Genomic DNA, 15,063 nt, shown 5'->3' with positions numbered 1-15,063 from the left:
AAAAACCGGTTTGGTTTCCGCCGTTTAACGACGAAAACCAAACCGTCTAAGCCGCTACTAATTCACCTTGAACTGGTCGACGCTCTTTTGCAGAAGTTCGGCTGTTTGGACGAGGTTCTGGAAGGAGGTGGCGATTTCGGTGGAATCTGTACAGGTTTTGCGGGCGATCGCCGCCACTTCTTCCATCGTCTGTGTGACAGCGTTAGACTGTTGCCCCTGAGCTTGAGCTGAGGCAGTAATGCCCTGGATCAGGTCACGAATTTGGGCGGTAGCGGTGACAATTTCGTTCAGGCTTTGTCGGGTTTGGTTCACCAGATTGGTGCCTTCGACAACCTGTTGAATGCCCAAATCCATCGCCGCTGATACCCCGTTGGTTTCAGCCTGAATTTCCTGCACCAGAGCTTCGATTTCACCCGTTGCTTCGGAGGATTGTTGCGCCAGAGAGCGCACCTCGTCGGCCACCACAGCAAAGCCTCGGCCATACTCTCCAGCGCGGGTAGCCTCGATGGCGGCGTTCAGTGCGAGGAGTTGCGTCTGGGTCGTAAAGTTGCTGATCAGATTCACGACTTTGGAAATCTTTTGAGAAGACTCGCTCAGTCGTTTAATCTTTTTGGTGGTCTCTGAAACTGTTTCCCGAATTGCCAGAATACCGCCCACCGTTAGGTTCATGGCGTTATCTCCGGTCTGCACCGTTTCGTTGGCCCGTTGTACAGCCGCTTCCATACGTTGAGCATTTTGCGTAACGGATTCGGTGGCCTGAGCCATTTCCTCCAGTTTTTGCAGGGCGCGGGTGACCTGGGACAGTTCTTGCTGGGTTTGCTGGCTGAGGTGGGCGATCGCCGTTCCGTTCAATTCTGAGGTTTCCCGCACTCGATCCGTCGCGCCTTTCACCTGGGTTACCAGTTTACGCAGAGCCTGGATCGTGTTGTTGTAGGCATCGGCCACGGTGCCTACGGCATCCTCCGTAACCGGGGCACGTACTGTCAAATCACCCTGTAGAGCAGGACGTACTGCCGTAAGCATTTGCACAATCTGCAGTTGCAGTTGGGTTTTGTCCGCCTTCTCGCGCTCCGCCGCCTCTTGCAATTGCTTGGCTTGCTCTTCTACCTGACGGATGTACTCCGTCTGCTCAAGAGCCACCCCAAGCTGGGGAGCGATTTTTAACATGGCATTGACTTCCGTTTCTGTCCAGGTGCGGGGGCGATCGCACTGGTACACAAATAACAACCCCCAAAGCTCACCCCGCAGGAAAATCGGCACACCAATATACGCCTTTGCCTGAAACTTCTCCAGGCTTTCGAGATAGCAGGACTCAAAGCCCGCTTTATACACATCATCAACCTTACGATACAGCTCACCCCGGCCATAGGCACCGCCCTGAGTTTCCTTAAGATAGGTATCCGTGTCGGGGCGGGCAGGAGAACCATAGGCTTTGACAATGCATCGCTCAGAGCTCATCAGTGAAGTTTTCAGTGTTGGATCTACCGCTTGCTCCTGCATTAGAGCAACCCAGCCAGAACCGACAGATTCGGCAACCACCTCGCCGCTCCAATCCGGGTAGAAGCGGTAGACTAGGACGCGGTTCACCTTCAGCAAACGTCGCACTTCCGTCACCGTCGTCTGGAACGATTGCTGCATGTCAAGAGATTGCCGCAGCTTATAAATAATGCGGCTAATTTCTCGTTCTTGCTCTGTTGCTTCGGCAATCTGGCGATTGCGTTCTTGCAACTCCTTCACCACATCGGCTTGCAGGAGAACGTTGCCAAGCTGCACACCCACCTGGCTCAGAAGATTGATGTCGGCGTCCTCCCAGTGTCGGAAGCCACTGTTCTGATAGGCACCTAACAGCCCCCAGAGAGTATCGCCGTTGAAGATAGGCGCAATCATGTAAGCCTTGGCTTCCCATGTACTCAATAGCTCAACGTGGCAAGGTGCATGCCCCACCGTGTAGATGTTATCGACTCGCAGAGATTGGTTTTGGCGATAGCGTCCGCCCTGGTTTTCTTGAAGGAAAGTATCTTGTACTCGGGCTAAGTCAGTCCCCACCAGCTTCACCCAACCCGGTGCCCGATCTTCTGCAATAAACTCTCCGCTCCAGTCGGGACTGAACTGGTAGACGGCCACACGATCGGCCTTCAGAGCATGGCGTAGATCCTGAGTTGTGGATGCGAGTAAGAGGTTGAGATCAAGATCCTGCCGTTTGAGTCGCTCCACCAGGCGTTGCCCAATCTGCCCGATCACCTGGGTATAGCGAATCGCTTTATCGGCCTGATCTGTCAGCATTTGTTGGAGCAGGGTTTGCTGAAGGGCCAAACTCACAAGCTGACCCAGTTGCACCATGAAATTAATGTCGGTCGCTTCACGCCAGGTCCGGGGTTGCTGGCATTGCTGCGCCACCAGTAAGCCCCAAATTTTGTCTTTGACAAACAGCGGTACTGCCAGGCTTGATTGCAGTTGAAATCGTTCCATTAACTGCTTCTGATAGGGAGACACATCGGTGTGAGTGCCCTGCAAGGTAACCACCTGTTGCCGTTGATAATCCCGTGCTTGTTTCGCCCCAAAATAGAAGACAGGAAGGGACTCCGATTGCATGGGGGTCCAGCCCACCTCCAGGGATTCCATCGCAACGACCCCCTGATCGCCTTCAAAGCGATAAATCAGCGATCGCTCCACATCCAAAAACTGCCGTACGGCTCGTACAGCAATGCTCATGAGCGTATCCATATCGTCCGTCTGGCGAATCTGGTCAGCGATGCGCTGCACATACTGACGGATTTCTTCAAAATGCTCCTGCAAGGAGTCTGATAGATATCCTCCCAAACCCTGATGAATCCCTTGCATCAGATTGGATAAACAATCAACCTCTTGCTTCACATCCGGACGTTGCAGTAATCCTACTTTTTCTAACTCTGTTTTCACCTGAGCCAGGGCTGTTGTCGCGGCTTCAGTATCGTGTTGAAGCTCCATTTCAACGGCATTAAGTGCGGCCCGTAGCCGTCTACGCTCTTGCACCCAGGCCATGTCTTCATCAGGTTCGTTATTCCCCTGGATCAGCGACACCAGGTCACGTTGGGGTAAGCCCAACAGGGCATCATAGGAATTTTCGGAAGCGGTGTTTGTGGAGGAGTGCGAATTATTTTTGGTGTACATACGGATTACGGTGATGGGACTTCAGCAGAAAACGGGAACTGCATATCGCAGAACCACAAAGTAAATGAGAAACAGAACGAAATTGAGTAGGAGATCCTCAACCGTCAGCGCTGGTTCAGCAAGGCGGAGACATTCAGAACAGGCGTGCCGGATTCTTGTAAATAGCCGGATAAATAAGGGGTCAGACGGCTAGGAAACAGGGCTCCATCGAGGCCATGAATTTGGTCGGAGGACTGGGTTTCAATCTCAACCTGGGCATGGGTTACAAATCCAATTGCAGATGCCTGATGCTGAATCACAATGGCTGTTAGTTCCTGTTCTTGGCCCTCAGAGGCACCCAACCCCAACTGGGCATCCAGATCAACCATCCAAAGCATCTCGCCCCGATAATGGTGTACTCCTAACACCGTATCTGGCATATGGGGAACAGGCACAATATTGGCCAGGCGCGTTGTAAAAATAGACTGGATCTCCACAAGGGGAATGAGGACGCTTTCCTCTGTGCTCAAACAACAACGCAGAAAACGCCGTTCCTCAGCAGCTTGATGAATAACAGGAGCCAGAATTTGGGATGATACCCCTGCCCCCTGGGCCAGCCAGTCTGCTACAGAACGGGTTGTCGGGGCGACAGATTGTGTGGGTACCTGCAGTTCTCCTAAAGGATTCAGGGTAATTCTTCGCCCCCATAACGGGTTCGCCTCACCCGTAATCCGCGCATATACATGAACAATTTCAACAGCCTTCAGCTTGAGCACTTCAAGGGCCTGTTGAACCTGAGGCAACAGGATGTCAACCTCGGGCAATGCCAGAGATTCGATCAGCAGCACCAGATAGTTTTCCTTCCAGCGGGCTTGCACTGTGATTCCCTGAGAGCCAAAGTGTTGGTTGAGATGCTGGGCGATGGTTTCCAGATCGACCCATTGTGCTCTCGCCAGGGAGGTTGCGGATGATTCGGGGGCACCCGCAGCGGGTTCGTGCGAGAGAGGGTGATTGGGTAGGGCGATCGCAGAATCCACCATCTCTACCTCCCAATCAATTGCTGAACAGTATTCACAAACTCCTGCTGATTCACTGGCTTGGGTAAATAGGCATCAGCCCCCAACATATTGCCCCACAGCTTGTCTGCATCTGTATCCTTCGTGGAACACATGATGACCGGGATCCCATCCGTCTCTGTGCTAGCTTTTAATTCACGGCAGAGTTCAAAGCCACTTTGTCCTGGCAGAATCACGTCTAACACAATCAGATCTGGCCGTTGCTGATTCAGGTGGTATTGGGCTTCCATACCGTCCCGCGCTAAAACAACATTTAGCCCCACCTGCTGGAGATAGCGGGTAAGAATTTCCGATTCAGTCAGGCTATCTTCTACCAATAAAACGGTCGTCATACAATTCCTCAATTTCTTTGCTCAATGCCGGAATAGTGAAAAGCCCCGCATCGGGTTGTTTTCAAACTGTCTTTAGAGGCTGTTTGAAAAGGTCCGCCAAGGATTAACATTTCAAACAGCTTCTTAAGAAAGATTTGAACAGAGCTTTCAGAGGTTACTCTTCACAGAATTAACCGAAAAAGCACTATTAAAATCTTTTCTGGAGTTGGTAGATGACTTCTATTAGAGACGTTAATCTTTGTCCGCTAAGCCGACAAAAATTAACTTCTCAAACATTCGGTCAGGGAGGGCATTTCATCCGTAGAAATGGGGCAATATCGACGCACCACTTCCATCAACCGTTGGGGGTTAACCGGCTTTGACATAAAATCTGAAGCCCCAACAACCTTAGCCCGCACCCGATCCACAATCCCGTCATTTCCTGTCAAGATAATCACGGGAATATCTTTGAACGCGGAGATTCGCCGAATTTGAGAGCAAATCTCATACCCACTCGCGATTGGCATCACCAGATCAAGAAATACCAAGCTAGGTTTTTCTTCTAGCAACGTGGGAATAGCCTGGAGTGAATCCTGAATACTAATGCAGGGATAGCCCAGTTTAGTTAATACCTGTTCCAATTGCCAGCAAATAACAGGGCTATCATCAATACAAAGAATTTTGGGAAGATTTTGCTCTTTTGATGATAGGGAAGTAGAGTTAATTGGAGAACTGGGCAGTAAATCAGGAACTTGCCGTAGGGTCATTAACCCCTTACGCACCAAAGGATTAAGAAGCTTAGTAAAGCGTAGAACATCTTGCTTTGTCTCGACAGCAATATCTGCCAGAGGCGATTCCCCATCAATGAGATGACTTAAGGTATCGTAAGCTTTTGCTGGAATACAATTTTGTAGCTCCTGAACATTGTCAATGTAAGGAGCCAGGTGAGGGGAATAGTCAGCCAGCTCAGCCTTGCACCAGGACTGCCAGCGTTTGTAAGAGTTGCTAAAAAGTTGCTTCGGGCTGAAGACAGCAATCGGTTCCCCAATCCGTTTAATATCGGCAGAATTGCCTTCCTGGTGATAAGAAGCTCCTGACTGTAAAACATCAAAGAGAACTTCGCCCAGTAGATATTCAAGGAGGGCGATCGCCTGTTCCCGTTGAAGTTTTTCACTTCTCACCAAAGATGTAATAACCCGGTACTCCCAGAAGGGATCGGCATCCGGTTCATCTGGCAGCAATGCATCTGAATAAAGATTGGGGTTATGGTACAAAAAAGCACGCCGCCAACGACGAAATCGATGCCCATTGCTATTAGCCCAAAGCAGGCGGCCAAAGAGAAAGTAGAGGCTCCAGGTATTGTGACCCGTCAGGGAGCTGGTCAGAGAAGCATTGGATTGAACCTGAAGTTCTCCTGTGAAATGCTCATGAATATTGAGCTGAAATTGCCGGACTAATTCCTCAACATTCAAGCGTGTAGTATTTATCATTGCGCCATCTGAGGTTAAAAGAAACTCCAAGCCACATCTTTGTGGACATTATGGTAAACACCCAGATCCCTGATAAAGCCTTTTGCTGAGAATAAACTCAGCGAGATTTGATAAGTATAGAAATACTAAAAGTTAGTATTTAGCGAATCAAGTAAATGGCTGATAGGTACAACTCACGAGTAACAAGAATCGAAGCAACATAACAACCTTTCACTCTCAAAGCGCCACAGACTTAGCTCAATACCTGAGGGTAGATTCCTGAGAAACCTTAGCAGGAAAACTTAATATTACATGTATTATGCGTAAATCTTCCAGGATTTAACTTCGTAAAAACACGGAATCCAGCTTAATATATAAGAAAAATTATTGGCAGCTAAAGTACACGTTTCTACCACGCTTTAACAAAATAGAGAACATAATTGGCGAGTTAAAACGAAATCTTATAAAATAAACGTTCTATGCGATTCTTCTGCAAATTCTTGATCTAGCTGTCTAAGTCTCATTCCTTAGACAGATACAAATACTTTACTTAATGGATAAATAAGGTACGGATCCGATTGGGTGAAGTACGAGCAGCGCACAATGCTCAACTGCTGCGTCTCGCCCATCCGGATGAGAGAACTCGTTCAAATAAATGGGTTTTGTTGCAGAGGAATCGAGTACGCTTACTCCCGCTGGCGAACAGCTCGCAAAATTGCGTTGATCAACTCCTCTGGCTCTACAGGTTTCGTTAGATGCTGTTGGAAACCCGCTCGTAGGGATTGTTCTCGACGGGTTTGACAGGCGTAGGCCGTAAGAGCGATCGCCGGGATCCCTCCTCCAGGGCGTGCCCGCATGTGCTGCAGCAGTTCATATCCATCCTGCTCTGGCATGGCAATATCGCTGAGAAGAATATGGGGTTGAAACTTGGGCAACCGTTCTAGCGCCGACGGAACATTGGTAGCCGTTTGGGCCACAGCACCATGCTCCTCCAGGATGAAGGCTGTCAGGCTCAACATATCGGGTTCATCATCGACCAGCAAAACTCGAATATCGTTGAGAGGATGATGGGGTGGTGGAGCGATGGAGTAAGAGGGCGAGGACGGAACAGGGGAATGATTCATCTTTAACGATTCTGTCCCTTTGCTTCCCAGCAATGGTAATGTCACGGTAAACGTTGTGCCATAGTTTTCACCCTGGCTTTCTGCTGTCACACTCCCTCCGTGCATCTCGACGAGATGTTGAACGATCGCCAACCCTAATCCCAAGCCTTGTTTTGTGGTTGTGTTTTGTTGATCTTGCCGAAATCTCTCAAAAATGTGGGGCAGAAAATCAGCGCTGATGCCTTTGCCAGTGTCGATAACCTGGATTCGGGCATGAGTACCTTGCTGATCCAGCAAAACCTGAATGAACCCGCCCTCTGGGGTAAACTTGATAGCATTTGTGAGGAGATTCAGAACAATCTGTTGCAGCCGGTGAACGTCACCCGAAATCTGTGCACCATTATGTATCTGAGCTTCCAGGTGAAGCTGTTTGGCTTCTGCTGTCGGGCGCACCGTTTCTAGTGCAGTTTCAATGACGTTAACTAAGTTGACTGATGTTGTTGTCAACTGCAATGTACCGCGTACCATACGCGAAATATCCAACAAATCTTCCACCAATTGCACCTGGGCCTGGGTATTGCGAACAATCGTTTCCAGGGCTTTGTGGGTCGTAGCCGGATCAAACTGGCGGGTTTGTAATAGCTTTGCCCATCCCATAATGGCGTTGAGGGGCGATCGCAACTCATGGGCGACCATAGCCACAAAATCATCTTTACTACGACTGGCCGCTTCTGCCTCAGCACGGGCCGATTGCGCCTGGGCAAAAAGCTGTTCTCGTTCCTGTTCCAGTCGTTTTTGCCTGGTAATATCTCGCACCGTTCCGGAGAAGCCAATCACTTCATCTCTGGCATTTTTGATAGGCGAAATCGTGATGGATACATTTACGAGGCCGCCATCTTTGCGTTGCCGTACGGTTTCGAATTGATTAACGTACTTACCCTGCCGAATCGCATCAAGAACCGTGGCTGGCTCATGCGCCCGATTAGCAGGAACGAGAATTGATAAATCTTGTCCTAAAATTTCCGCCCGGGTGTAACCAAAAATGCGTTCGGCGGCTGGATTCCAGCTAATAATCTGGCGATCCAGGGTTAGCCCCATGATGGCGTCTCTGGAGGACTCTACAATTTGAGCCAGGAGGAGGCGATCGCACTCGGCCTGTTTACGCTCAGACACATCTTCAAAAGTGCTCACGGCAGCGACTTGTTGCCCTTGCTGGTCAATGATAGGAGCTGCATTGACTGATAGGGTCGTTATCGTACCGTCTCCCCGACGATAGGACATCTCTTCCGCCTTGACCACCTCTCCTGCCAAGACAGCTCGTGCAATCGGATACTCTTCGGGTTGGTAAGCCTGCCCATCGGCATGAAAGGCACCGTACTGGGTATACCCACTGTAGTCTTCCAATACGTACATCGAGTGACATAACAGGCGAATGGCTTCGTCGTTGTGAAATAGCAGCTTACCGGAAGGTGCTTCGGCGATCGCCACCCCCGAAGGCATCTGTTGCAGAGTCTGCTCTAAGAAGCTGTGTTCCAGTTCCAACTGATGCATCAGTTGTTCGCGTTCGGCTTGCGCTTGCTTTGCTTCAGAAATATCCTGTACGACAACATTGACACCCAGGACATGACCCCTTACATCCTTGAGTGGGTAATAGCTGGCTACCCAGTGTCGCTCAGTCTGAGGCTGTGCTTTGGTTCTACCCTGAATCTCAACATCCAGAACCGGTTCTCCAGACTCAATCACACGCCGATGCAAGGGTTCGAGCGCATCTGCCAGTTCAGGGAGCACTTCCCGGACCGTACGCCCGAGATGCTCGGCAGATGGAACACCGTTAATTTCGGCTAAACGGTCATTGATTCGGACAAACCGCAGATCCGTATCATGAAAACACAATCCGACAGGAGCTGTAGCATAAATGCCTTCTAGCTCGGCAAACTGTCGGCGAATGGTAGCTTCGCGCTCTTGCAACCGCGCTTCGGCTTGCTTCCGCTCCGTGATAACTTCCGAAAATATAATAATGCCACCAATCTCATGGGCATCTGTGCGCCACGGATGAACCTCCCAACGTATCCACATCAAAGAACCATCTGCACGGGAAAAGCAATCCTCCTCGCAGGACTCAATCGCTCCTGCTAGACAACGCTGATGGATGGCCTTCCACTGATCAGGAATATCGGGGAAAATTTCATAGTGAGAGCGACCAACAATGTTTTGATGTTCTACTCCATAACTGGTTAACCAGCGATCGCTCGCCACAATATATTGCATTTCCCGATCAAACATTGCCACCCCGGCTGGCACGTGTTTGATAAATAGCCGCAATTGTTCTTCACGGGTACGCAATTCTGCTTCAATACGGTTGCGTTCGGTAATGTCTAAAAAAGCCCCAACTGTTCCTCGAATTTCATCCTGGGCATTTCGTAGGGGAGTAGCATAGGACAAGAGCTGACGAGCCGTACCATCCGATCGTCGAATCTCAATTTCTGTATCCAGTACATCAACTCCCAATCGAACGGCCACCTGCATGGGCAAATTTTCAGATGGCACTTCCTGTCCATTCTGAAAAACTTGAAACGAAGGTTGTTCCTCTACAGGCGCACTTTTTGAAATATTGTTGCCCACGCTAACCCCCAGCATTTGCCGCATGTAAGCATTGCACTGCATCTCAGCACAGCTGGGATCCAGGGCGATCGCAATGCCAACGGGGGCAATGTCAATGAGGGTTTGCAACTCAGCTACACGATTCGCTAAATCACGATTGAGTTGCTGATACAACTGCAGTTGCGATCGCCCCGTTTCGATAGCCCCTCGTACCGCCTGTTGAAGCTGCTCTGGGGTCAAGGTTTGTTTAACCAAATAGTTGTCGGCTCCAAGCTTAATGGAACGAACAGCGATCGCTGGATCGGCTTCATGGCTGACAATGACGACAGGAGGATGATCCCCCTTCAATTGTTCCTGCAATGCCTGTATAAACTTCAGCCCAGTGCTATCAGATAATGCATTGCTAGTGAGTATTCCATCTACCTGTTGACTCTGGCACAGAGCCAGGGCCGCAGCGGCAGAATCGGATTCTAATACGGTGTAGCAGCAACCAGTATCGGCTAATAAATAGCGACGCAACACATCCCGTTCCGATGCAACGGTCTCAACAAGCAGTACGGTATAGGCCGGGGAATGGGCCGGGGTACTTTGGCGAATAGGTTGCGTTACCATCACAATCCTTGGGTCGTCATAGCAGGCTCAGAAGTATCTTCCTGAGCGGTTAACTGAACCTGAAACGATGCCAAAGCGGTTAAATCTGCATCGGTTTCTAAACGGGCTTGCCATCCATAAGTCGGACTCGCGGCAAAGGTCATACCGCCCTCCTTAAGGGTTTGCAAAACCTGCCGGGCAGTTTCTTGAGCCACTCCCGATAATTGAGCAATTTCTCGAACTGTACGAGGCTGTGACGAATCACAACAGTCAAGAATATTAAGCGCTAATTGATAAGGACGGTCGAGATAGGGCCGAATTTGGGTTTGCAACGTCTGAGGCAGACACCGACGAAACCAAATGAGAAATGGCGTTGCTAATTTGATCTTATCGGTACTGGTTTTATTCACCTAACAAAGCTCCAGGCAGGAGTAACGTATCTAAGTGCTCTATTTAGAAGCACACCAGAAGCATCCCCCGTAGGAGGGAAGTGCCCCCTTCTAGGATGAGAATACCCCTTAGGAGCGAAATCTTTGTATTCTTACGGACGCAGAATTTGAAATTACAAGTTTGTTCACATAAGAGTCACAAGCTCTAGCAAACTCAGCAATTACAATCACTGATCCTAAGGAGGTTATTTTTTCTGCTCTGTAAGCACAAAAAATTAGCCTCCTTAAAAAAACTCAAAACTTACGCATCAATATCAAAGGTACTAGAGAGACTCGCTATCTCTTACATTAATACGCCCTAGTTAGCAGACTTATAAAAGTTCTAAAACTCCCAGGATCATATATTTAATAACCTGTAATTATTTTGACCAGAATAATGGCGAAGTCACCACTCGACCTAAATAATTATAGGTTGATTCATTGGGATCCCTAACATTTAGACTTTTTATGATTCTGTGAAACTGTAATAAAGGCTTGTACTTTTTCCAGCAGTTCTTCAAACACAATAGGCTTACGAATACAATCAGCAATTAATCCAGTTTTATTTCCGAAATTTGGAAATTCTGAGGCACCCGTCACAATCAAGAGGGGCACAAAAGGTTGATTTTGAGATACCCATTGAGCAACTCCATAACCATCCAGGTCCGGCATCATGAGATCAAGGATGACTAAGTCAGGGAGCTGTTGTTCAATTTTTGCGATCGCAGTATATCCCTCAGCTGCTGTTTCGACGAGATAACCTTCACTCTCCAGAAGTAATTTCAGCAAATCTCGATTATCGGCAATATCATCAACAACCAAAACTTTGGGTGTAGGTGTATAAGATCGTGGAGAAGCAGACGTCATCATACTCCCAACCTAGCTCCCTATAAAAATTCTAGATGGTCATATTATGATGTTTGTTTAAACAATAGTTTTCGTTCAAAGGTAAGGTGTGAACTGTTGCTTAAGAAATAAATAATATAATGCTTATCCAAATAAATAGGATGTTCTATACCATCGATTCAATAACATTGTGTGAGTCAATGATCATGACTCAACATCAGATCCAAAAGGCTGTTCCGCCTGCTTTGTAGGTGGAACAGCCTTTTGGATCTGATGGGCTTAAAACATACTTCATCCCCAAAACATGCTGAGATTAGAAGGAACGCTGAAAGCTCACTATAAATCTTGTCCAGCCGTCGTGACTCTCAACAGCGATCGCACCGCTCATGTGCTCCACAAGCTTTTTAACCAGGGCCAAGCCTAAGCCCGTCCCGCCTCGCTTCCAGGGATCTGCATTGGGAATTCGATAAAACTTTTCAAAGATACGGGGTAATTCTTCTGCTGAAATTTCTGCCTGATTGCCAACCGCGATTTGAATAGATGATGAATCTTCGCTATAGTCTGCACTAAAAGCAATCCTACCCTGCGCCGGCGTGTACTTACAAGCATTGTTGAGCAACTCTGTTAAAACCCGCTCTAATCCTTTCAAATCAACCAGGAGTGAAGGGAGATCTGAAGCGATGGACACCTCAAAGGTCTGTTGATGTTCTTGAGCTCGGGCTTTAAAGGGGGTGAGAATAGGTGGTAGCCAATCGTGCAAATCCACAGAGCCAGTCAATTCGTTGACAGGGGAGGTCGTTTCTAGCTGTTGCAAGTCCAGCAGATCGTTCACTAGCATGGCTTCACGATCGCACTCTGCTTCCAAAATTTCCCAATAGCGTTGGGCTCGATCTCCAGATGGCTTGAGTTTCAGCATTCGAATCGCCATTTTCATGTTTGAAACGGGCGTTCGCAGCTCATGGGAGACAGTGCTCAGAAAGTCATCCTTCAGTTGATTGAGCTTTTCTAGTTCTTGAACCTGCGTTTGAGCCGCTTGATAAAGGCGAGCCTGACGGAGGGCGATCGCACAATGATTCGCAACTTGTTGAACCAGGCGTAATTCCTGTTCTTTGAAGCCATACTCCTTATCAATAATCAGCCAAATATCTCCCAGCACCTCATGTTCAACAAACATAGGACAGGCTAACATCGCAACCCACCCACGGATAGGATTTCGGCCGAGATTACAAAATTGAATTGACTGCCCATGCAACAGCGGTTGGTAAATTTCGGGATACTTAGCCAAATGGCAAACATGGCCTTTCATCGGAAAAAGTGGTGGGTTGTATTCATAGCGGATGTGAGAAACCCCCTCTTTCAGGTCGTACAACGCAGCATTACAGGAATTGACCCCCAACCCCATGCCCAATTCCTGTACGGCCGTTTGCAAAATTTGGCTTTCATCCAGGCTATCTCGCACCTTATCTGTGATTCGGCGCAGGGTTGCTTCAAATTCTAAAGCTTGCTCCAGCTGGGCAGTTCGCTCCCGCACTTGCTGTTCCAGGGTGGCCGTAAGCTGTTGGAGTTTGATTTCGGATTCCTTCTGTTGTGTAATATCCATCGTTGTTCCTAGAAAGCGAATAGGCTGCCCCGTTTCACTAAGAACAATTTCACCATTACCCACAACCCATCGAACATTACCGTCCGGACGAACAATGCGATTTTCTAAGGAATAGCTTGTTTTTTGTTCCAGCGATCGCTCTACAGTCTGGTGAACCAGATTCCGATCTTCAGGGTGAACCAGCTCTAAAAACGCTTCGTAAGTTCCGTCAAAAGTACCAGGTACCAGTCCAAACAGCTTCTCATTACTCTCTGTCCAGGTAATGCGATTGGTTTGAAAATCCCAGTCCCAAATACCCATCTGAGCTGCATGAAGAGCTAATCTTAAGCGTTCCTCACTTTGCTGTAAAGCGTGCTCCATCTGTTGCTGCTCGGCAGTTTGCTGACCTTGATTTAGTGCTGAGCGAATAACCAGGGGTAGTTGAGCATAATGTTGGGGAGATTTCGTTAAATAATCATCTAATCCCGATTTCATTGCTTCAACGGCAACCTCCTGGTTACCACTATCGGTCAACATGATGACCGGACAGTTTGGGGTATGAGATTTAACCTCCCTAAGAATTGTCAGTCCATCACTCCAATGAAGATGATAATCCGTTATAACGAGATCAAAATTGCCTCGCTTCACCACCTGATTTAGATGAGCCGCCTCTGTTACCTCCACAATGTGTAGTTCCGAAAACCCGCGTTGCAGTTCACGGGTGATCAGAGAACGATCATCAGGGTTGTCATCAACGAGGAGCAGGCGCAACATTAAAGGCACTTCACAGAGATCACGATTAGGGGACATGGTATGGTTCCCTAATTAAACTCGAATTGGGTGAGTGTTTGGGCACTTCTAAAGGCAGAGCCTTGCCATAAAATCGCTTCACCCCTATCTATCCTCCTATATCCACTTCAATTTTTACAGAAGTGCTATTTCTTTGGTGGGATGCTTACTGCGGTTTTCTCGATCCGATATGCTATAAAAGGGGATATTAATCTTCCTGCATCTCTCACTTCACTAGAGCGGAGGCTGGTTTTAACGATATGTTGAAACAGCACCAAATTGAATGCTGCACAGAGGAATTTCAGCAGACAATATTGCCACTTTGCACTCAGCTTCCATATCAAAATTCGCTTGAAAAGGTTACCTCTTCATATTGAAAGGCATGAAAAGCAACCTTTCACTAGCACTGACGGCTTAAGTTCGCTCATGGTTAAAGGGGTAGGGGGCCTTACAACCCTCCGTCTTCAACCATGGGTTGATTTTCACCCGCTAGTGCTAAACCTCGAAGCAGATTCTTAATGAGCTTAATAGTTTGAGGCTTGAGAACACTTTGGACTAATAATATTGCTCACCCAGGATTCAAACGCTATATCTAGTGTTTTTCGACACCAATACCTTTATACTGTGTCATGGGTAGGTTTCTATGAAAAGCTGCATCCTTCTTCAGTAGCAATACTAGAATAAAGATCATCTGTACTTATCTAGTCGACTTTACCCGTTTGCAACGAGGCCAGACCGTATGATCCAAGAAGTTTTTATAGAAAGTCCCTGGGAAGATGAAAGCATAGCTCGTCAAAGACGAGATGAGCGATACGGAGAGCTGGCTGCCGCTGGGTTAGATTGCCGTCGTGAAAATCTCTATACCGTAGATGGAAGGCGAGTTTTCCTGGTAATCGCTACCCCTGCCGAGGAAGAAGTGCAAATTTCTCCAAGTGCCCGTGATAAGCCCACTGCTCCCCGCCTACGAGCGGGACGTCCTGTCCGTCGTATCCAAGGGTACGAGACACGGTAAGACAGCCATCCCTTGTTCTAAAAAATGAGAGCCTTAATTCTTACCGACGCAAAGCGGCAGTAAAATTAGGGCTCTCATTTTTTAGGATGCATCACTATACTCCTAACGAAAATGACTACAGCTATAACC

At 48.2% G+C, this 15,063-nt stretch carries 9 protein-coding genes; 1 reads left to right on the top strand and 8 read right to left on the bottom strand.

Going from position 1 to position 15,063, the window contains the following annotated elements:
• Nucleotides 1–57: 57 nt before the first annotated feature.
• From H6F91_RS02395 to H6F91_RS02360, 8 genes are all read right to left on the bottom strand, one after another.
• Nucleotides 58–3,150, bottom strand: a complete 3,093-nt coding sequence (locus H6F91_RS02395; protein ID WP_190775434.1) for a GAF domain-containing protein — start codon at nt 3,148–3,150, stop codon at nt 58–60.
• A gap of 104 nt (nt 3,151–3,254) precedes the next feature.
• Entirely contained in the window at nt 3,255–4,169 is a 915-nt protein-coding gene (locus tag H6F91_RS02390) for a chemotaxis protein CheW (RefSeq protein WP_190775433.1), read from the bottom strand.
• Nucleotides 4,170–4,171: 2 nt separating this feature from the next.
• Nucleotides 4,172–4,537, bottom strand: a complete 366-nt coding sequence (locus H6F91_RS02385; RefSeq protein WP_190775432.1) for a response regulator — start codon at nt 4,535–4,537, stop codon at nt 4,172–4,174.
• Between the two features lie 260 nt (nt 4,538–4,797).
• The gene (locus H6F91_RS02380) at nt 4,798–6,006 is read right to left on the bottom strand and encodes a response regulator (RefSeq protein WP_190775431.1); all 1,209 of its coding nucleotides are present in this window, start codon (nt 6,004–6,006) and stop codon (nt 4,798–4,800) included.
• A gap of 665 nt (nt 6,007–6,671) precedes the next feature.
• Nucleotides 6,672–10,301: a PAS domain S-box protein gene (locus H6F91_RS02375; RefSeq protein WP_190789207.1), complete on the bottom strand. Its 3,630-nt coding sequence runs from the start codon at nt 10,299–10,301 to the stop codon at nt 6,672–6,674.
• On the bottom strand, nt 10,301–10,690 hold the full coding sequence (locus tag H6F91_RS02370) for a helix-turn-helix domain-containing protein (protein ID WP_190774447.1): 390 nt from the start codon (nt 10,688–10,690) through the stop codon (nt 10,301–10,303). The genes H6F91_RS02375 and H6F91_RS02370 overlap by 1 nt, the downstream gene beginning before the upstream one ends.
• A gap of 468 nt (nt 10,691–11,158) precedes the next feature.
• Nucleotides 11,159–11,578, bottom strand: a complete 420-nt coding sequence (locus tag H6F91_RS02365) for a response regulator (RefSeq protein ID WP_242035598.1) — start codon at nt 11,576–11,578, stop codon at nt 11,159–11,161.
• Nucleotides 11,579–11,867: 289 nt separating this feature from the next.
• Nucleotides 11,868–13,943 (bottom strand): PAS domain-containing protein, encoded by a 2,076-nt coding sequence (locus H6F91_RS02360; protein WP_190774448.1) that lies wholly within the window; start codon nt 13,941–13,943, stop codon nt 11,868–11,870.
• A gap of 718 nt (nt 13,944–14,661) precedes the next feature.
• Here H6F91_RS02360 and H6F91_RS02355 point away from each other — a divergent pair.
• The gene (locus tag H6F91_RS02355; protein ID WP_190774449.1) at nt 14,662–14,934 is read left to right on the top strand and encodes a hypothetical protein; all 273 of its coding nucleotides are present in this window, start codon (nt 14,662–14,664) and stop codon (nt 14,932–14,934) included.
• The last annotated feature ends 129 nt before the right edge of the window (nt 14,935–15,063 follow it).

Source organism: Leptolyngbya sp. FACHB-8 (genome assembly GCF_014695575.1).
GTDB lineage: Bacteria > Cyanobacteriota > Cyanobacteriia > Elainellales > Elainellaceae > Vacuolonema.
Note: the sequence above shows the minus strand (reverse complement) of the source record. Positions and strands in the feature narration are given on the sequence as shown.